Annotated in this window: 16 protein-coding genes; 4 read left to right on the forward strand and 12 right to left on the reverse strand. The window is 60.3% G+C overall.

The window, feature by feature from the left end:
• Window positions 1-2 precede the first annotated feature (2 nt).
• Window positions 3-755 carry a uroporphyrinogen-III C-methyltransferase gene (gene cobA, locus ACK6BI_RS21015; protein ID WP_409318561.1) on the forward strand — a complete coding sequence of 251 codons (753 nt, stop codon included), beginning with the start codon at window positions 3-5 and terminating at the stop codon, window positions 753-755.
• Window positions 756-832: 77 nt separating this feature from the next.
• Here cobA and ACK6BI_RS21020 read toward each other — a convergent pair whose 3' ends face one another.
• The 8 genes from ACK6BI_RS21020 to ppsA all read right to left on the reverse strand — a co-directional run bounded on the left by ACK6BI_RS21020 (window position 833) and on the right by ppsA (window position 9,002).
• Window positions 833-1,882, reverse strand: a complete 1,050-nt coding sequence (locus tag ACK6BI_RS21020) for an OmpA family protein (protein WP_085711904.1) — start codon at window positions 1,880-1,882, stop codon at window positions 833-835.
• Between the two features lie 107 nt (window positions 1,883-1,989).
• Complete coding sequence (gene sigX, locus ACK6BI_RS21025; protein ID WP_065259735.1) at window positions 1,990-2,574, reverse strand: RNA polymerase sigma factor SigX; 585 nt, start codon at window positions 2,572-2,574, stop codon at window positions 1,990-1,992.
• Between the two features lie 90 nt (window positions 2,575-2,664).
• Window positions 2,665-3,489: a mechanosensitive ion channel family protein gene (locus ACK6BI_RS21030; RefSeq protein WP_065259736.1), complete on the reverse strand. Its 825-nt coding sequence runs from the start codon at window positions 3,487-3,489 to the stop codon at window positions 2,665-2,667.
• A gap of 2 nt (window positions 3,490-3,491) precedes the next feature.
• Window positions 3,492-3,740, reverse strand: coding sequence for a CrfX protein (locus tag ACK6BI_RS21035; protein ID WP_065259737.1), 249 nt, complete (start codon window positions 3,738-3,740; stop codon window positions 3,492-3,494).
• 63 nt (window positions 3,741-3,803) lie between these two features.
• A complete protein-coding gene (locus ACK6BI_RS21040) occupies window positions 3,804-4,799 on the reverse strand; it encodes a zinc transporter ZntB (protein ID WP_409318562.1) in 996 nt (331 codons plus the stop codon).
• Window positions 4,800-4,823: 24 nt separating this feature from the next.
• Entirely contained in the window at window positions 4,824-5,315 is a 492-nt protein-coding gene (gene rraA / locus ACK6BI_RS21045; RefSeq protein WP_260522842.1) for a ribonuclease E activity regulator RraA, read from the reverse strand.
• Between the two features lie 226 nt (window positions 5,316-5,541).
• A complete protein-coding gene (locus ACK6BI_RS21050) occupies window positions 5,542-6,531 on the reverse strand; it encodes an alpha/beta fold hydrolase (protein WP_409318563.1) in 990 nt (329 codons plus the stop codon).
• A 98-nt stretch (window positions 6,532-6,629) separates the two neighbouring features.
• A complete protein-coding gene (ppsA, locus tag ACK6BI_RS21055; protein WP_065259741.1) occupies window positions 6,630-9,002 on the reverse strand; it encodes a phosphoenolpyruvate synthase in 2,373 nt (790 codons plus the stop codon).
• Between the two features lie 174 nt (window positions 9,003-9,176).
• Between ppsA and ACK6BI_RS21060 the strand changes: the two genes are divergently transcribed.
• The 3 genes from ACK6BI_RS21060 (at window position 9,177) to ACK6BI_RS21070 (ending at window position 13,374) form a co-directional block, all read left to right on the forward strand.
• A complete protein-coding gene (locus tag ACK6BI_RS21060) occupies window positions 9,177-9,995 on the forward strand; it encodes a pyruvate, water dikinase regulatory protein (RefSeq protein WP_065259742.1) in 819 nt (272 codons plus the stop codon).
• 296 nt (window positions 9,996-10,291) lie between these two features.
• Entirely contained in the window at window positions 10,292-12,037 is a 1,746-nt protein-coding gene (locus ACK6BI_RS21065; RefSeq protein ID WP_409318564.1) for an ABC transporter permease, read from the forward strand.
• A 14-nt stretch (window positions 12,038-12,051) separates the two neighbouring features.
• A complete protein-coding gene (locus tag ACK6BI_RS21070; RefSeq protein WP_409318565.1) occupies window positions 12,052-13,374 on the forward strand; it encodes an AAA-associated domain-containing protein in 1,323 nt (440 codons plus the stop codon).
• Between the two features lie 20 nt (window positions 13,375-13,394).
• On the opposite strand, the gene prpD is transcribed toward ACK6BI_RS21070, so the two are convergent.
• From prpD to prpC, 4 genes are all read right to left on the reverse strand, one after another.
• The gene (gene prpD, locus ACK6BI_RS21075; protein WP_409318566.1) at window positions 13,395-14,879 is read right to left on the reverse strand and encodes a 2-methylcitrate dehydratase; all 1,485 of its coding nucleotides are present in this window, start codon (window positions 14,877-14,879) and stop codon (window positions 13,395-13,397) included.
• 117 nt (window positions 14,880-14,996) lie between these two features.
• Entirely contained in the window at window positions 14,997-16,187 is a 1,191-nt protein-coding gene (prpF, locus tag ACK6BI_RS21080) for a 2-methylaconitate cis-trans isomerase PrpF (RefSeq protein WP_409318567.1), read from the reverse strand.
• 55 nt (window positions 16,188-16,242) lie between these two features.
• Window positions 16,243-18,837 (reverse strand): Fe/S-dependent 2-methylisocitrate dehydratase AcnD, encoded by a 2,595-nt coding sequence (gene acnD, locus ACK6BI_RS21085; RefSeq protein ID WP_409318568.1) that lies wholly within the window; start codon window positions 18,835-18,837, stop codon window positions 16,243-16,245.
• A gap of 216 nt (window positions 18,838-19,053) precedes the next feature.
• Window positions 19,054-20,181 carry a 2-methylcitrate synthase gene (gene prpC, locus ACK6BI_RS21090; RefSeq protein ID WP_409318569.1) on the reverse strand — a complete coding sequence of 376 codons (1,128 nt, stop codon included), beginning with the start codon at window positions 20,179-20,181 and terminating at the stop codon, window positions 19,054-19,056.
• Between the last annotated feature and the right edge of the window lie 24 nt (window positions 20,182-20,205).

Here is a 20,205-nt window from a genome sequence, read left to right on the forward strand (position 1 = left end):
CCATGAACGCAAAAGTCTGGCTGGTGGGCGCAGGTCCCGGCGACCCTGAATTGCTGACGCTCAAAGCCGTGCGTGCCCTGCGCGAAGCGGATGTGGTACTGATCGACGATCTGGTCAATGACGCAGTGCTGGAGCACTGCCCTGGCGCGCGGATCATTCCGGTCGGCAAGCGCGGCGGCTGCCGCTCGACGCCTCAGGCATTCATTCATCGGCTGATGCTGCGTTATACGCGTCAGGGCAAATGCGTGGTTCGCCTCAAGGGCGGCGATCCCTGCATCTTCGGCCGTGGCGGCGAGGAAGCGCAGTGGCTGCGTGAACACGGGGTTGAAGTGGAGCTGGCCAATGGCATCACTGCCGGGCTGGCCGGGGCGACACAGTGTGATATTCCGCTGACTTTACGCGGCGTGGCGCGGGGTGTGACGCTGGTCACCGCGCACACTCAGGACGACAGCCAATTGAACTGGCAGGCGCTGGCGCAAGGCGGAACGACCTTGGTGATCTACATGGGAGTGGCCAGGCTCAGCGAGATTCGTGAACAGTTATTGGCAGGTGGGATGGCGATGGGGACGCCGGTGGCAATGATCGAGAACGCATCCCTGCCGCAGCAGCGGGAATGCCGGAGCGATCTGACGGGAATGGAGGAGGCGGCCAGCAGGTTCCAGCTCAAGAGCCCCGCCATTCTGGTGATTGGTGCGGTGGCAGCCTCTGCGGCCCAAACCGGTTTGCTCGTCAGGTCAGCCAATCAGTCGGCCTGATCATTACGGTTTTTCACCAAATCGCAGACAAAGAAAAGCCCGGCCTGAGCCGGGCTTTTCTCAAAGCAGCGAGCTAATTACTTAGCCTGAGCTTCAACCTGAGCTTCTACGCGACGGTTAACGGCGCGGCCAGCTTCGGTTTTGTTGTCAGCAACTGGACGGGTTTCGCCGTAGCCAATCGACTGAACGCGGGACGATTCAACACCGTACTGGTTAACCAGAACTTGCTTAACGGCGTTTGCACGACGCTCGGACAGTTTCTGGTTGTAAGCGTCAGGACCGACGGAGTCAGTGTGACCTTCAACAGTGGTGTGAGTCGATGGGTACTGCTTCATGAAGTCAGCCAGGTTCTTGATGTCAGCGTAGCTGTTTGGCTTGACGACCGACTTGTCGAAGTCGAACTTCACGTCCAGCTCTACACGAACAACTTCAGCAACTGCCGGGCAGCCATCAGCGTCAACAGTTACGTTGGCCGGGGTGTTCGGGCACTTGTCAACGTTGTCGCAAACGCCATCGTTGTCGCTGTCGGAGCAGACTTCAGCCGGAGCTGGAACTGGAGCAGCAGCAGGCTTGTTGCCGCCACCGAAGTTCACGCCCAGACCGATTACTGGAGCATAGTTCCAGCGACCGTTGTCCAGTTTGTAGTCAGCGTCTACACCAGCACGGGCGTAGAAGTTTTCAGCGAAGTAGTACTTAACGCCAGCGCCAGCGTTCAGGTAGGTCGACTGGTCGCGACCGGTGTGGCCGTCAGCGGCTACGTTGGTCAGGCTGCCGTGCTTCACACCGCCAGCAACGTAAGGACGCAGAGCGTCACCAGCGTTGTTGAAGTGGTACTGAGCGATCAGGCCGAAGTTGTCGCCATCCAGCTTCTGGCTGCCAGTGCCGTCGTTCGAACGGGTGTGGTTGTTCTTGTCGTAGGTGAAGTTCAACGACACGTCGTCGGTCAAGAAGTAACCGATAGAGGCGCCTGGGTTGAAGCCGTCTTCGACATGGTTAACGCTGTCGTTGTACTGCTTCTTGTAGAACAGTTCGCCTTCAACTGCGCCTTGGCCTTGTGCCAGTGCGCCGAACGAAGTAGCGGCAATCAAAGAACCAATGGCCAAGCCCAAGGTGTTTTTCAGTTTCATCCGTTAAATCCCCATCTGGTGATTGTGAAGCAGTCCCGCAAACCGGGGGACAACTCGGCGGCAAGTCTATCAGAACTTGCCTACACGTAAGAGATATTTGCGCCGAACTAAGTTTCAGCAATGCCTGCAAATTTCTCACGCAATTTATCAAGAGCGCGTTTGTACCGCATTTTTGTCGCACTCAAGCCCATGTGCATGATGTCTGCGATCTCCTGGAATTCCAGCTCTGCGACAAAACGTAGCACCAGAATTTCCCGGTCGATCGGGTTCACATACACCAGCCAGCGATCGAGTCCGCCCTTCTCCTCGGGTTTCGGCGCCTTTTCTTCGGACGCTTCCTCGAGGGGGTCAAGACTCAAAGCGTCCATCAAGCGACGCTTTCGCCGTTCCTTCCGATACTGCGTGATGCATTCGTTGTACGTGATGCTGTAGAGCCATGTCTTGAACTTCGATTTCCCCTCGAAGTTCTTCAGGCCGTACAGCACCTTCAGCATCACTTCCTGACAGACATCGTCTGCATCGCGATCGTTCCCAAGATATCGTGCACAGACGTTAAATAATGTCCGCTGGTAACGCCGCATCAATTCTTCATAGGCGCGCGTCACGTGAAACAGCTCGGTATGCGAGCGCGCGACCAACTCCTCGTCAGAGAGCTCGCGGGGGTCGTAGCGCGTGGTTTGGGCTTTATTCAAAACAAGTCGTGCCGACAGTCAGGTCAATGTCCACCGCAGCCAGCATCAGCTGGCATTTTGCGGCGGCATACATTAGCAGGGTTTGCCGGATTAGCGGCTACTCACATGCTGTTCCAGCAGGATCCGATTGGAGAGAGAGACTAGCTCACCCTCATCGGTCAGCAATGTGGTTTTAACCGTGCCGATCTCTTCGATCTGGCCTTCGACCTCGCCAACACGCACTTGTTGCCCAACCTGATACAACTCACGCACATAGATTCCCGCAAGAATCTGACCGGCAATTTCCCGGCTTCCCAAACCCATGGCCAGCGCAACCGCCAGACCAACGGTAATCAATACGATGACAATCACATGGTTCAGCAGGTCGGTCTTGACCTCGAGCTGACTGATCGCGACCGAGATGCTGATGATGATCACCAGCCCCTGGGCAATACGCCCGAGTCCTGAAGCGTAGTCCAGTCCGACGCCTTCTGCCGCACCACGCACCAGACCGTTGGCCAATTGCGCCAGCAAAACCCCCACCAGCAGCACCAGTGCAGCGCCGAAAACCTTCGGCACATACAGCGCCAACATGTCCAGCGTAGCTGATACTCGCTCAAGTCCAAGAGATTCTGCTGCAGAAACCAGGAAAATCAGCAGAACGAACCAATAGACGATTTTTCCGATCAACGTCGAGATCGGCACCTGCAGTCCCGCACGGGACATCAGTTTGGTCAGGCCGGTGCCGCCCATCAGACGGTCAAGGCCGAGTTTGGCGAGCAGCTTCGACAGCAAGGTATCCAGCAGCTTGGCCACGACGAAGCCCAACAGCAGCACCACCAGTGCGCCGAACAGGTTCGGGATGAAATTAGCGACTTTGGTCCACAACGCAGTCATTGCCGTGACGAGGCTCTGAGTCCAGAGATCAAGTTCCATATTCAATCAGCCTTATCAGCAGTGCGAGCGTTAGGTTTACGGAGACGGGAAACCGGCGCGACATGAGCCGAGCCGTTGTTCAGGGCGATCATCAGCGCGGGCAACCAGCGGCCCAGCAGGCTGAACAGATCACCGGCGCCGACCTGGCGGTTGGCGGTTTTGAGTACGCGGCCCAGGCAGGCATCGTCGTCGCGGCCGGACGGCGAGGCGTTGAGCATGTCGCGCAGAGACTGTTCAAACGGATCGTGCATACGCACCTCTCGTGATGTCTGTGGAAGACGCGGGCAAATTTGGTCGGGTCACATGGCCCATCGTCAAACCCAGCGCAACCGGCGGAACAACCACCATTGTCCGAGGGCCACCAGAACCATCAGCAGGCATGCCACCAGGAAGCCGTAAGGGTTTCCGGAGAGTGGAATTCCGCCGACGTTGATCCCCAGCAAGCCGGTGAGAAAACTCATCGGCAAGAAGATCCCGGTGATGATCCCGAAGCGGTACATGGTGCGGTTCATGCGTACGCTCAAACGCCGGTCTTCGGTGTCCAGCACAAGCCCCACGCGCTCCCGGGTCAATTCGAGCTCTTCGAGATAGCGGGTCAGGCTGTTGTTCAATTCATTCCAGTAGTCCGCGTCGTCATCGACGAACCATGGCAGTTTTATCCGTGTCAGCTGTCCGAAAATTTCCCGCTGCGGCGCAAGAAAACGCTTCAGTCCGGCTGCCCGGCGACGGATGTGCAAAACCGCTCCGTGTTCGGGGGTATACCGTTCGTCGGCATCCAGCTTTTCTTCCTCTTCATCGACCACTTCCGAGAGGCAAGTGACCAGATCCTGCACCTTGTTGGTGAGGTATTGCGCCAGATAAAGAATGAGTTCGGACGAGGTTTTCGGGCCCTTGCCCTCCCCCAGCATCGCCAGCAGCTCATCGGTGGCGCGCAAGGGGCGCAGACGCAGGGAAATCACGCGCTGGGCCGAAGCGAAAATCCGTACCGAAACCATATCTTCAGGCTCGGCACCGGGATTGAGGTTGACCCCGCGCAAGAACAGCAGCAACTCGGACTCGGGCAACGGCAGCAGGCGAGGACGAGTGTTCTCTTCCAGCAGCAGATCGCAGGTGAATTCGTTGAGCCCGCTGGATTTGCGCAGCCAGGTCTGGGTCTGCGGATGACTGCGATCCCAGTGCAGCCACAGGCTTTCATGGGCCAGCAGCTGCAAGTCGTCGAGTTCAGTCCGGGCTATCGAACGCGCACCGCCTTTACCGTCCAGCACCAGGGCATGCACCAGCCCCCATTGCGCGTTTTCTTCCTCGAACATCCTCACCCCGGTTCCTGCCGCGATTTATTCAGGCATTTTCAGCGGACTTGGCGAGATGATCACGCCGTTGTTGTCCGCATAAATGTACTCACCCGGCTTGAACGTCACGCCGGCAAACGTCACGGGGACGTTGAGATCGCCGATGCCACGCTTGTCGGTCTTCATCGGATGGCTGGCCAGTGCCTGCACGCCGAGATCGGTCTGAGCAATGACATCCACATCACGGATGCAACCGTAGATCACCAGCCCTTCCCAACCGTTTTTCGAGGCCTTCTCAGCCAGCATGTCACCCAGCAGCGCACGCCGCAGGGATCCGCCGCCATCGACCACCAGCACTTTGCCGTTGCCCTTGAGTTCGACCTGTTCCTTGACCAGCGAGTTGTCTTCGAAGCATTTGATGGTCACGATTTCGCCGCCGAAGGAATCACGGCCGCCGAAATTGCTGAACATCGGTTCCAGCACCTGCACCAGCTCCGGATAGGCGTCGCACAGGTCAGGCGTGAGGTAATGGTTCATTGAATAACTCCTGTAACAAGGAAGACGATCAAGGATGTCGCACTCGTTGGAAACGAGATCCGGCGGTCGCTGTTTACCTTGGTTCAGGCAATGGTCGCTGAGCGAACCTGAACACAAGCTGAAACGTAATCGCGAAACAGCCACCAAATATGACCGGAACCATCCAATGCGTCATATATTAGCCGCAAGCCGACTCGAACGAAATGCCCTTTTCAGAGCCTTCCGCTCATCCCGCTGCCGCCAGATCCACCTTTTCGCCAAGTAATGGCGTTTGCTGGTCAGTCAACCAGCGCGCCACCAGCGGCCAGACTTCGGCCTGGGCGGCCTTGCTCACCAGCATCTCGACATGACCGAAGTTTTCGCTGAAGCCCTGTTCGCGCCCCAGATTGATGAACTGCTTGTGCTCGGAACCGATCTGCTCGAACAGTTTGCGGCAGGCCCATGCCGGATCCTGATGATCCCCGGACGCCGTTACGGCCAGTACGGGCACCTGAACATTGGCCAGTCCCGCCCACCAATCCTTGTCCTTGTCGCCGAAACGCCCGAACAGGCCGTACCAGCGCATGCTTTCCAGCGCCAGACCGATCGGTTCGTCTTCCGGGCCACGCTTGAGCCGCGAGCCGGACAACTGGGCAAAACGTTTGAGAATGAAGCGTCCGCTCCACTCCACCGGCGGTATTTTCAGCGGCCAGTAGGTGCGGCTGACCTGGGTGCCGAAAAACGCTGCCGACGCCACGGCAGGCTCCCCGAGGTATTCGCCGCCCAGCGCTGCGGCGAGCGTAATCCCGCCCAACGAATGGCCGATCCAGTGCGGAACCTGCCCGCTCTGTTCACGCACGAACGCGGCAATGGCCGGCAAGTCGTAACGGGCGTAGTCGGCAACACGGTTGCGGCGATAGTCTTCGTTGCGCTGGGACATGCCGTGGCCGCGCATCTCCGGGATCCACACATCAAACCCCAGACGTGTCAGATAAGCGCCCAGCCCCAGGCCTTTGGGGGAAAACCAGAAGCGCCGGTTGGAAAAGCTGCCATGCAGCAAAATCACCGGCACACCGCGTGACGCCGGTTCATCGGCCATGCCGAGACGGGTCACCGCGATTTCAACGGACCAGTCAGGGCTGTTGCCCGGCTTCAAACGGTAGATGTCTTCGCTCAGATCACCGCGACGTTCGGCGCTGATCAGGGCGACAGGAAAAAGGTTGCTGCTGCTTTGCATGATGCTCTTGCACAAAAAAGGGCGGCATCCGGAGAGCCCGCCCTGTTTCAATCTTAAAGCCCCGGCCCGGTTAAACGGACCGAGGCTTCATTCACGGCTTATTCCGCCTGACCTTCAGCCAGGAAGAACCAGGTTTCCAGCACGGTGTCCGGGTTCAGCGACACGCTTTCGATGCCCTGCTCCATCAGCCATTTGGCCAGATCCGGATGGTCCGAAGGGCCCTGACCGCAGATGCCGATGTACTTGCCAGCCTTGTTGCACGCGGCAATCGCGTTGGCCAGCAGCTTCTTGACCGCCGGATTACGCTCGTCGAACAGGTGGGCGATGATTCCGGAGTCACGGTCCAGCCCCAATGTCAGTTGGGTCAGGTCGTTGGAACCGATCGAGAAACCGTCGAAGAATTCGAGGAATTCTTCAGCCAGGATCGCGTTGGACGGCAGTTCGCACATCATGATCACGCGCAGGCCATTGTCGCCGCGCTTCAGGCCGTTTTCGGCCAGCAGATCGACCACCTGGCTCGCTTCGCCCAGGGTCCGTACGAACGGCACCATGATTTCGACGTTGGTCAGGCCCATCTCGTTGCGCACGCGTTTCAGTGCGCGGCACTCGAGTTCGAAGCAGTCACGGAACGATTCGCTGATGTAACGCGAAGCGCCACGGAAGCCCAGCATCGGGTTTTCTTCTTCCGGCTCGTACAGCTTGCCGCCGATCAGGTTGGCGTATTCGTTGGACTTGAAGTCCGACAGACGCACGATGACCTTCTTGGGAGCGAATGCAGCCGCCAGGGTGCTGATGCCTTCGACCAGTTTCTCGACGTAGAAACCGACCGGATCGTCGTAACCGGCGATGCGCTTGTCGACGCTTTCCTTGATGTCCTGCGGCAGGCCGTCGTAATTCAACAGCGCTTTCGGGTGGACACCGATCATGCGGTTGATGATGAATTCCAGGCGAGCCAGACCCACACCGGCGTTCGGCAGTTGCGCGAAGTCGAAGGCGCGGTCCGGGTTGCCGACGTTCATCATGATCTTGAACGGCAGCTCCGGCATGGCGTCCACGGAGTTCTTCTTGACGTCGAAGCCCAGTTCGCCTTCGAAGATGTAACCGGTGTCGCCTTCGGCGCAGGAAACGGTCACGCCCTGACCATCCTTCAGCAGCTGGGTGGCGTTGCCGCAACCCACGACAGCCGGGATACCCAGCTCACGGGCGATGATCGCCGCATGGCAGGTACGGCCGCCGCGGTTGGTGACGATGGCGCTGGCGCGCTTCATCACCGGCTCCCAGTCCGGATCGGTCATGTCGGAGACCAGCACGTCGCCCGGCTGGACCTTGTCCATTTCCGATACGTCGCGAATGATCCGCACCTTGCCGGCGCCGATGCGCTGACCGATGGCACGGCCTTCCACCAGCACGGTGCCGGTTTCCTTCAGCAGGTAACGTTCCATGACGTTGGCCTGGGTACGGCTCTTCACGGTTTCCGGACGGGCCTGCACGATGTACAGCTTGCCGTCGTCACCGTCCTTGGCCCATTCGATGTCCATCGGGCAGCCGTAGTGCTTCTCGATGATCATCGCCTGCTTGGCCAGCTCGCTGACTTCGGCGTCGGTCAGGCAGAAACGTGCGCGATCGGCCTTGTCGACATCGACGGTCTTCACGGAACGACCGGCCTTGGCCTCGTCGCCGTAGATCATCTTGATGGCCTTGCTGCCCAGGTTGCGGCGCAGGATCGCCGGACGACCGGCTTCCAGCGTGCCTTTGTGGACATAGAATTCGTCCGGGTTCACCGCGCCCTGTACGACGGTTTCACCCAGGCCGTAGGCGCCGGTGATGAACACCACGTCACGGAAACCGGACTCGGTATCGAGGGTGAACATCACGCCGGCGGTGCCGGTTTCCGAACGCACCATGCGCTGCACGCCGGCGGACAGGGCGACCAGTTTGTGGTCGAAGCCCTGGTGGACGCGGTAGGAGATGGCGCGATCGTTGAACAGCGATGCGAACACTTCCTTGGCCGCGCGGATCACGTTGTCGACGCCGCGGATATTGAGGAAGGTTTCCTGCTGACCGGCGAACGAAGCGTCCGGCAGGTCTTCGGCGGTGGCGGAGGAACGCACGGCCACGGCCACGTCAGGATTGCCGGCCGACAGCGCAGCGAATGCGGTGCGGATCTCGGTGTTCAGTTTTTCAGGGAATTCGGCTTCCATGATCCATTGACGGATCTGGGCGCCGGTCTTGGCCAGGGCATTGACATCATCGACGTCCAGGGCGTCGAGCGCCTGGTGGATCCGCTCGTTGAGGCCGCTCAGTTCGAGAAAGTCGCGATAGGCCTGCGCGGTGGTGGCGAAACCGCCGGGGACCGACACACCGGCACCGGCCAGGTTGCTGATCATCTCGCCCAGGGATGCGTTCTTGCCCCCCACATGCTCAACATCGTGTTTGCCGAGCTTATCGAGGGAAACTACGTACTCTACCAAGGTGATCTCTCCACTAACTGTGTTGGAAAAGCTCAGAAACCGGCGGCTCGGGGGAGCGTCGGCCGGTTGTATGGCCTGGACCTGGAAAATAAGTGAGAATGCGGGCCATCGGCGGCCGACAAATCGCGCCTATCATATCCAGAAATGCTCATTAGCTTAAGGCCCAGGGTGCAAATGAAACGATCTGCTTTCTTTATCTCCGATGGCACCGGCATCACGGCCGAAACCCTGGGTCAAAGCCTTCTGGCGCAGTTCGAAAACATTACCTTCACCAAGCTCACGCGACCTTACATCGACAACGCGGACAAAGCGCGGGCCATGGTACAACAAATCAACAAAGCCGCTGAAACCGATGGTTTCCGGCCGATCATCTTCGACACCATCGTCAATCAGGACATCCGTGAGATTCTCGCAACCTCCAATGGTTTCATGATCGACATCTTCTCGACGTTCCTCGCCCCTCTCGAACAGGAACTGACCGAGCATTCTTCCTACACCGTCGGCAAGTCCCATTCGATCGGCCACAACTCCAACTACATGGAGCGGATCGAGGCGGTGAACTTCGCCCTCGACAACGACGACGGCGCACGCACCCACTATTACGACAAGGCCGACCTGATACTAGTGGGCGTGTCGCGATGTGGTAAGACGCCGACGTGTCTGTACATGGCGATGCAGTTCGGCATCCGCGCGGCCAACTATCCGCTGACCGAAGACGACATGGAACGTCTGCAACTGCCGTCCGCCCTGCGCGCCCACCAGCACAAGCTGTTCGGCCTGACCATCGACCCGGACCGCCTTACCGCGATCCGCAACGAACGCAAACCCAACAGCCGCTATTCAAGCTACGCCCAGTGCGAGTTCGAAGTGCGCGAGGTGGAGAACCTGTTCCGCCGCGAGAACATCCCGCACATCAACTCCACGCATTTTTCCGTGGAAGAGATTTCGGCAAAGATTCTGGTGGAAAAAGGCGTGGAGCGGCGGTTCAAGTAACCCCCGATGCGCCCAACCTGTCCGCAGGCTGAATGAACGCTCGCTAGTGCGCCGTCTTCGGCTTTTTTTACGCTTCTGTCACATTCCGAAATATACAATCCGCGCAAGTTGCGTAGCCGACCGCCAGCCGGCTACGCCAACCCTTCCGGCCCGCTGAATTCAACGGGCCCACAGCATCCAGCCTTCCCATTGAAGTCAAGGAATGAGCGTCCGTTCATTCCCGGGTGTGCCGTGCAGACTGAAGCTACGCTCAGACTGCCGCGCCTCCATTCAGAGCACTGCAGGAATCACTGCTTATGAATAAAGTGTTCCGTCACTACATCCCGGCCTCGACACGGCGCCTGCTGCCCAATCGCTGGGACCTGATCGCCATGCCGTTGGTGATCGGCTTTCTGCTTTTTTTCTCCATCGCTGCCCGGGAAACCTGGGCCCCGATCGGCACCCTGCAAAGTGAAGTGGTTTCGCTCGACCCGGCCAACCTGCCGGAATACGCCATGCGCACCACCCTGCGCATGCTCGCGGCAATGGTCGCGGCGCTGATGTTCACCCTCCTCTACGGCACGCTGGCCGCGAAAAGCCGACGCGCCGAAAAGCTGCTGGTGCCGGTGCTGGACATCCTGCAATCGGTGCCGGTGCTGGGCTATATCTCGTTCACCGTGACCTTCTTTCTGTTGCTGTTTCCCGGCCGGGTTCTGGGCGCGGAGTTCGCCGCCATCTTTGCCATTTTCACCAGCCAGGCATGGAACATGACCTTCAGCTTCTACCAATCGCTGCGCATGCTGCCGCGGGACCTGGTGGAAGTGTCGACCAACCTGCAACTGTCCGGCTGGCAGAAGTTCTGGAAGCTCGACGTGCCCTTCGCCATGCCGGGGCTGGTCTGGAACATGATGATGAGCATGTCCGGCGGCTGGTTTTTCGTGGTGGCCTCAGAGGCGATCACCGTGGGTGACCAGACCATCACCCTGCCCGGGATCGGCTCGTTCCTGGCCTTGGCCATCGCGCAAAAAGACCTGCACGCAGTGGGCTACGTCATTCTGACGATGGTCGTGGTCATCCTGATCTACGACCAGTTCCTGTTCCGCCCGCTGGTGGCCTGGGCCGACAAGTTCCGCATGGAAAACACCGCATCGCAGACCACGGCACCGGAATCCTGGGTACTGAACCTGATCCAGCGCACGCGGATGGTTCAGCGCATTCTGCGTCCCATCAGTCGCGCCATCAGCCGCCTCGGCAGCATGCGCCTGAACCTGCCGCGCACGGCGCGCAAGGTCATGGTTTCGGAAAGTCCCGCCACCACCAAGGCGATTGACTGGATCTGGGGCTCGTTCATCGCGCTGCTGACGGCGTATGCGCTGTATCACATCGTGCTGTATGTCGGCACCGAAGTGACTTTTGCCGAGGTCGGGCATGTGTTGCTGATGGGGTTGTTTACCTTGCTGCGAGTGGCCGTGCTGATCTTCATCGCCTCGCTGATCTGGGTACCGCTGGGCGTGATGATCGGCCTGCGTCCGGCGCTGGCGGAGAAGATCCAGCCGCTGGCGCAGTTCCTCGCGGCGTTCCCGGCGAACCTGCTGTTCCCGGTGTTCGTGATCGTGATCCTGCGTTACCAGTTGAACCCGGACATCTGGCTGAGCCCGCTGATCGTGCTGGGTACCCAGTGGTACATCCTGTTCAACGTGATCGCCGGGGCCAGCGCCTTTCCCAATGATTTCAAGGAAGCCGCCGCCAATTTCCGCATTCGCGGCTGGCTCTGGTGGCGCAAGGTGATGCTGCCGGGAATTTTCCCGTATTACGTGACCGGCGCCATCACTGCCTCGGGCGGCGCGTGGAACGCCAGCATCGTTTCCGAATGGGTTTCATGGGGACAGGACAAGGTCGTCGCGCATGGACTGGGGGCCTACATCGCACAAACCACGGCCGCCGGCGACTTCCCGAAAATCACCCTCGGCGTGGTGGTCATGGCGTTCTTTGTCGTGGCCTTCAATCGCCTGGTCTGGCGGCCGATGTACGCCATGGCCGAAAACAGACTTCGCCTGAACTGACGGGATTCGACGTGATGAATACCTATACCGCACACACTGGCGCCACACCCGAAATCTACTCGCTCACCGACGTGAACCGAGTGTTCGGCAAGGGCAAGGAAGAACTGCAAGTGCTCAGCGGGGTCAACCTGGCCCTGCACGAAGGCGAAATCGTCGGCATGCTTGGCCGCTCCGGCTCGGGCAAGTCCACCCTGCTGAGGATTATTGCCGGCCTGATCGAACCGTCGTCCGGCGAAGTCCTGTACAACGGCAAGCCACTGCACGGCCCGGCCGAAGGCGTGGCCATGGTGTTCCAGACCTTCGCCCTGTTCCCGTGGCTGACAGTGCTGGAAAACGTCGAGGCCGGCCTGCAGGCGTTGCAGGTCGAACGCAAGGAGGCGCGCAAACGGGCGCTGGCGGCCATTGACCTGATCGGCCTGGACGGCTTCGAAAACGCCTACCCTCGTGAACTGTCCGGCGGCATGCGTCAGCGCGTGGGATTCGCTCGCGGGCTGGTGGTCAACCCGACGCTGCTGTTGATGGACGAACCCTTCTCGGCGCTGGACGTGCTGACCGCCGAAACCCTGAGAAACGATCTGCTGGACCTGTGGAGCGGCAAGCAACTGCCGATCAAGTCGATCCTGATCGTCACCCACAACATCGAAGAAGCGGTGCTGATGTGCGACCGGATTCTGGTGCTGTCATCCAACCCTGGACGGCTGGTGGCCGAGATCAAGGTGCCGTTCGCCCATCCGCGCAATCGCCTGGATCCGGCCTTCCGGCAGATGGTCGATGACATTTATGCGCAGATGACCGACCGCCGCAGCGCCGACGCCAGCACCGGCAAACCCGAACTGAAGATCGGCAGCCCGCTGCAGGAAGTGTCCACCAACCTGATGGCAGGCCTGATCGAAACGCTGGCGGCCGAGCCCTACAACGGTCACGCCGGCCTGCCCACCGTGGCCGAGCGGCGTTTGCTGGAAGTGGACGACCTGTTCCCGGTGGCAGAAATGCTCGAATACCTGGGCTTCGCCGACCTCAAGGGCGCCGATATCACCCTGACCGAAGCCGGCAGACTGTTCGCCGATTACGGCACCCAGGAACGCAAGACCCTGTTCGCCGAACACCTGATCCGCTACATACCGCTGGCCGCACGCATCCATCAGGTGCTGCTGGAGCGCAACGGCCACCGCGCGCCACGGGTGCGTTTCGAGCAGGAGCTGGAAGATTCGCTGACTGAAGCCTTTGTCGAAAAAAACCTGGAAATCGTGATTGCCTGGGGGCGTTACGCCGAAATCTTCTCCTACGACGACCACACCGAAACGTTCAGCCTGGAGGACGTCGAGGGCAGCCTGTAACCCTCGACGTTCCTGGCGCTTCAGATCACGAAAAGATCGACGAAACGGTTCACCGGCATCGCCTCCAGCCGCACCTGATCCTTGCACAGCGCAAGGATCTCGGCGCTGCGCTGACCGGTGAAGCGCGTAGCCAGGTTCGCTTTGAACTTGTCCTCCAGCAACGGAATGCCCTCGGACCGGCGCCGACGGTGACCGATCGGATATTCCACCACCACGTTTTCGGTGCTGGAACCGTCCTTGAAAAACACCTGCACCGCGTTGGCAATCGAGCGTTTGTCGGCTTCGAGATATTCGCGAGTGAAGCGTGAATCTTCGACGATGACCATTTTCTCGCGCAGCACATCGATGATCGGGTGGGCCGCGTGGAATTCATCTTCGTACTGCTCCGCCACCAGCTTGCCGAACGCCAGCGGCACGGCGGTCATGTACTGGAGGCAGTGATCGCGGTCGGCGGCGTTGGCCAGCGGACCGACCTTGGAAATGATGCGGATCGCCGATTCGTGGGTAGCGATGACGATGCGGTCGATTTCATGCAGGCGATTGCGCACCTGAGGGTGCAGGGTCACGGCGGCTTCGCAGGCGGTTTGTGCATGGAATTCGGCCGGGAAGCTGATCTTGAACAGCACGTTTTCCATTACGTAACTGCCGAACGGGCGCGAGAAGCTGAAGACGCGTTTCTCTTCAGGTTTGAGCGCCAGATCATTGTTGGTGTGGCTGAACAACACGTCGTAGAAGCCCCACTGCTTCGCCGTCAACACACCGGGAATGCCCATCTCGCCGCGCATGGCGATATCGGCCAGGCGAACCCCGCGACTGGACGCATCTCCCGCGGCCCAGGATTTGCGCGAACCGGCGTTCGGTGCATGGCGATACGTGCGCAACGCCTGGCCGTCGGCAAACGCATGGGACAACGCCGACAGCAACTGCTCGCGATTGGCCCCCATGAGTCTGGCGACAACGGCCGTCGAAGCCACTTTCACCAGAATCACATGGTCCAGACCTACACGGTTGAAGGAATTTTCCAAGGCGATCACGCCTTGAATCTCGTGAGCCATGATCATCGCTTCAAGCACATCACGTACGGTCAGCGGCGCCTCGCCATTGGCCAGACGCTTTTGCGACAAGTGATCGGCCACCGCGAGAATCCCGCCGAGGTTGTCCGACGGATGCCCCCATTCGGCGGCGAGCCAGGTGTCGTTGTAATCCAGCCAGCGCACGATACAGCCGATGTCCCACGCGGCTTTCACCGGGTCCAGGCGATAGGATGTGCCCGGCACCCGGGCGCCGAACGGCACGACCGTGCCTTCGACGATAGGGCCAAGGTGCTTGGTGCATTCAGGGAAACGCAAGGCCAGCAGGCCGCAGCCCAATGTGTCCATCAGACAGTTGCGTGCGGTGTCGAGGGCTTCGGCGGATTCAATTTTATAGGTGAGGACGTAATCGGCGATGTCCTGCAGGACACGGTCGTAGTCGGGGCGGTTGTTCAGGTCGACGTTGGCGCTCATGTTCGATCACTCTTGACAGTGGTTCGTTGATGGGACCTCGGTTCAGGGCTGATTTTTCTTGTTATTGAAATGCGCAAAGCGCTGAGAGCGATCAGACTCGCTCTCAGCGACTGTTTTTCAGAACGAATCTCCAGGCACGCGGACGAAGCCCTCCATCAGTACCCGCGCACTACGGCTCATGATCGCCTTCTTCACAACCCACTCACCGTTTTCCAGGCTGGCCTCGGCCCCGACGCGCAACGTGCCGGACGGATGCCCGAAGCGCACCGCGTTACGCTCGACACCACCAGCGGCCAGATTTACCAACGTGCCGGAGATGGCCGCCGCCGTACCAATCGCCACCGCCGCCGTGCCCATCATTGCGTGGTGCAGCTTGCCCATCGACAGCGCCCGCACCAGCAGATCCACATCCCCGGCGGCAATCGCCTTGCCACTGGACGCCACGTAATCCGCAGGTTTGGCCACGAAAGCCACCTTCGGCGTGTGCTGACGTTTGGCCGCTTCGTCGATGTTGGAAATCAGCCCCATACGCAAAGCACCGTAGGCGCGGATGGTTTCGAACATCTGCAAGGCTTTCGGATCGCTGTTGATCGCGCTCTGCAGTTCGGTGCCGGTGTAGCCGATGTCTTCGGCGTTGACAAAAATCGTCGGAATGCCCGCGTTGATCATGGTGGCCTTGAACGTGCCGACACCCGGCACTTCCAGCTCATCGATCAGGTTGCCGGTAGGGAACATCGAACCGCCGCCCCCCTCTTCTTCCGCCGCCGGATCCATGAATTCGACCTGGACTTCGGCAGCCGGGAAGGTCACGCCGTCGAGTTCGAAATCACCGGTTTCCTGGACTTCACCGTTGGTGATCGGCACATGGGCAATGATCGTTTTGCCGATGTTGGCCTGCCACACGCGAACCACCGCCACGCCGTTGTGCGGAATGCGGCTGGCGTCCACCAGACCGTTGCTGATGGCGAAAGAGCCGACCGCCGCCGACAGGTTGCCGCAGTTGCCGCTCCAGTCCACGAACGGCTTGTCGATCGACACCTGACCGAACAGGTAATCGACGTCGTGATCGGCCTTGATGCTTTTCGACAGGATCACGGTTTTGCTGGTACTCGACGTGGCGCCGCCCATGCCGTCGATCTGTTTGTCGTAAGGGTCGGGGCTGCCGATCACCCGCAGCAAAAGCGCATCGCGGGCCGGGCCGGGAATCTGCGCGGCTTCGGGCAGATCCTTGAGGCTGAAAAACACGCCTTTGCTGGTGCCGCCGCGCATGTAGGTGGCGGCGATTTTGATTTGCGGTGCGTGAGCCATGGTGCTCCTTAATCAGCGAATGCGGGTCATCCGACCCGCATTCGCAAAGCGTGGTTTAAACGGCAACCGCCGATTCTTCGAGGAAGTCCTGGGCGAAGCGTTGCAGCACGCCGCCGGCCTCGTAGATCGACACTTCTTCGGCGGTGTCGAGGCGGCAGGTCACCGGCACCTCGACGCGTTCGCCGTTCTTGCGATGGATCACCAGCGTCAGGTCGGCGCGCGGCGTGCGTTCGCCGATCACGTCGTAGGTTTCGCTGCCGTCGATGCCCAGTGTTTTACGATTGGTGCCCGGTTTGAACTCCAGCGGCAACACGCCCATGCCCACCAGGTTGGTGCGGTGAATGCGCTCGAAGCCTTCGGCGGCAATCGCTTCCACACCCGCCAGACGAACGCCTTTGGCCGCCCAGTCCCGGGACGAACCCTGACCATAGTCGGCCCCGGCGATGATGATCAGCGGCTGCTTGCGTTCCATGTAGGTTTCGATGGCTTCCCACATGCGCATCACTTTACCTTCCGGTTCTACACGGGCCAGCGAACCCTGCTTGACCTTGCCGTTTTCAACGACCATTTCGTTGAACAGTTTCGGGTTGGCAAAGGTGGCGCGCTGGGCGGTCAGGTGGTCGCCACGGTGGGTCGCGTAAGAGTTGAAGTCCTCTTCCGGCAGGCCCATTTTCGCCAGGTACTCACCGGCGGCGCTGTCGAGCATGATTGCGTTCGACGGCGACAGGTGATCGGTGGTGATGTTGTCCGGCAGCACCGCCAGCGGGCGCATGCCCTTGAGCGGCCGCGCCCCGGCCAGCGCACCTTCCCAGTACGGCGGACGGCGGATGTAAGTGCTCATTTCGCGCCAGTCGTACAGCGGCGCGACTTTCGGCCCGGTGTCTTCATGGATGGCGAACATCGGAATGTAGACCTGACGGAACTGCTCGGGCTTGACCGAGGATTTCACCACCGCGTCGATTTCCTCGTCGCTCGGCCAGATGTCCTTCAGGCGAATTTCCTTGCCGTCGACCACACCCAGCACGTCCTTTTCGATGTCGAAGCGGATGGTGCCGGCAATCGCGTAGGCCACCACCAGCGGCGGCGAAGCGAGGAACGCCTGCTTGGCGTACGGGTGAATCCGTCCGTCGAAGTTGCGGTTGCCGGACAGCACGGCGGTGGCGTACAGGTCGCGGTCGATGATCTCTTGTTGAATCACCGGATCCAGCGCCCCGGACATGCCGTTGCAGGTGGTGCAGGCAAAGGCGACGACGCCGAAACCGAGTTGCTCCAGCTCCGGGGTCAGCCCCGCTTCATCGAGATACAGCGCCACGGTTTTAGAGCCCGGCGCCAGCGACGACTTGACCCACGGCTTGCGGGTCAGCCCAAGCCGGTTGGCGTTGCGCGCCAGCAGGCCGGCAGCGATCACGTTGCGCGGGTTGCTGGTGTTGGTGCAACTGGTGATGGCCGCGATGATCACCGCGCCATCGGGCATTTGCCCCGGCACCTCTTCCCACTGCCCGGAGATGCCTTTGGCCGCCAGATCCGCCACCGCCACGCGGGCGTGCGGGTTGCTCGGGCCGGCCATGTTGCGTACCACCGAAGACAGATCGAAGGTCAGACCGCGCTCGTATTGCGCACCTTTCATGCTGTCGGCCCAGAGGCCGATTTGTTTGGCGTACTGCTCGACGAGCTGCACTTGCTGGTCTTCACGACCGGTGAGTTTCAGGTAATCGATGGTCTGCTGGTCGATGTAGAACATCGCCGCCGTGGCGCCGTATTCCGGGGCCATGTTGGAAATGGTCGCGCGGTCGCCGAGGGTCAGTGCCGAGGCACCTTCGCCGAAGAACTCCAGCCACGCACCCACGACTTTCTCTTTACGCAGGTATTCGGTCAGCGCCAGCACCATGTCGGTGGCGGTGATGCCCGGTTGCAGCTTGCCGGTCAGTTCGACGCCGATGCTTTCCGGCAGGCGCATCCAGGAAGCGCGGCCGAGCATCACGCTCTCGGCTTCAAGGCCACCGACGCCGATGGCAATCACGCCCAGCGCATCGACGTGCGGGGTGTGGCTGTCGGTACCGACGCAGGTGTCCGGGAATGCCACGCCGTCGCGCACCTGGATCACCGGAGACATTTTCTCCAGGTTGATCTGGTGCATGATGCCGTTGCCCGGCGGGATCACGTCGACGTTCTTGAACGCCTTTTTGGTCCAGTTGATGAAGTGGAAACGGTCTTCGTTGCGACGGTCCTCGATGGCACGGTTCTTCTCGAACGCCTGCTTGTCAAAACCGCCCGCCTCGACCGCCAGCGAGTGGTCGACGATCAGTTGCGTCGGCACCACCGGGTTGACCTGCGCCGGGTCGCCACCCTGTTGTGCAATCGCGTCGCGCAGGCCGGCCAGATCCACCAGCGCGGTCTGGCCGAGAATGTCGTGGCACACCACACGAGCCGGGAACCACGGGAAGTCGAGGTCGCGCTTGCGCTCGATCAGTTGCTTCAGGGAATCGGTGAGCGTGGCCGGGTCACAGCGACGCACGAGGTTTTCCGCCAAAACGCGAGAGGTGTACGGCAGGGTGTCGTAGCTGCCGGGCTGGATCGCCTCGACCGCTGCGCGGACATCGAAAAAGTCCAGCGGCGTGCCGGGCAGGTTCTTGCGAAATTCTGTGTTCATCGGTCGGGACTCGGTCACGGTGATAACAAAAAGGTGGGGCCAGACGCAGCCTTTGAACTCAACACACTCCACTGTGGGAGCGAGCTTGCTCCGGGCGGCGTTCCGACGATAGCGGTTAATCAGTCGACATCTTTGTTGAATGTCTGTCCGTCATCGCGAGCAGGCTCGCTCCCACAGGGTTTATCGGTGTTCTCAAGCTCCGGAGCAGCCCACCACTCAGCGACGTTCGATTGGCACGAACTTGCGCTGCTCAACGCCGACATACTCGGCGCTTGGACGGATGATGCGGTTGTTGGCGCGCTGTTCGAACACGTGTGCCGCCCAGCCGGTCAGGCGCGAGCAGACGAAGATCGGGGTGAACAGCTTGGTCGGGATGCCCATGAAGTGGTACGCCGAGGCATGGTAGAAGTCGGCGTTGGGGAACAGTTTTTTCTGCTCCCACATGGTCTTGTCGATGGCTTCCGAAACCGCGAACAACACCTTGTCGCCCACTTCGTCGGCGAGTTTTTTCGACCAGCCCTTGATCACCTCGTTGCGCGGATCGCTGTCCTTATAGATCGCGTGGCCGAAGCCCATGATCTTGTCCTTGCGCTCGAGCATGCCGAGGGTGCCTTTGATCGCCTCTTGCGGCGACGAGAAGCGCTCGATCATTTCCATCGCCGCTTCGTTGGCGCCGCCGTGCAGCGGGCCGCGCAGCGAGCCGATGGCCGCCGTGATGCAGGAATACAGGTCGGACAGGGTCGAAGCGCACACCCGGGCGGTGAAGGTCGAGGCGTTGAATTCGTGTTCGGCGTAGAGGATCAGCGACACGTTCATCACTTTCACGTGCAGCTCGCTCGGCTTCTTGTCGTGCAGCAGGTGCAGGAAATGTCCACCGATGGACGGCTCGTCCGTCACGCAGTTGATGCGTTTGCCGTCGTGGCTGAAGCGATACCAGTAGCACATGATCGCAGGGAACGCGGCCAGCAGGCGGTCGGTCTTGTCGCGTTGTTCGGAGAAGTCTTTCTCCGGCTCGATGTTGCCCAGGAACGAGCAACCGGTGCGCATAACGTCCATCGGGTGGGCATCGGCGGGAATGCGCTCCAGCACTTCTTTCAGCGCTTGCGGCAGGTCGCGCAACTTGCTCAGTTTGCCTTGATACTCGGCGAGCTGGGCCTTGGTCGGCAGCTCTCCGTAGAGCAGCAGGTACGCCACTTCTTCGAATTGTGCATCTGCCGCCAGTTCGCGCACATCGTAGCCGCGATAGGTCAGCCCGGCACCGGCCTGGCCCACGGTGGACAGTGCGGTTTGCCCGGCAACCTGGCCCCGGAGCCCGGCGCCACTGAGTACTTTTGCTTCGGCCATTGTTGTCTCCAGTCTTGTATTTGT

Origin of the sequence: Pseudomonas sp. KCJK9016 (assembly GCF_046231795.1) — a bacterium.
GTDB lineage: Bacteria > Pseudomonadota > Gammaproteobacteria > Pseudomonadales > Pseudomonadaceae > Aquipseudomonas > Aquipseudomonas bananamidigenes.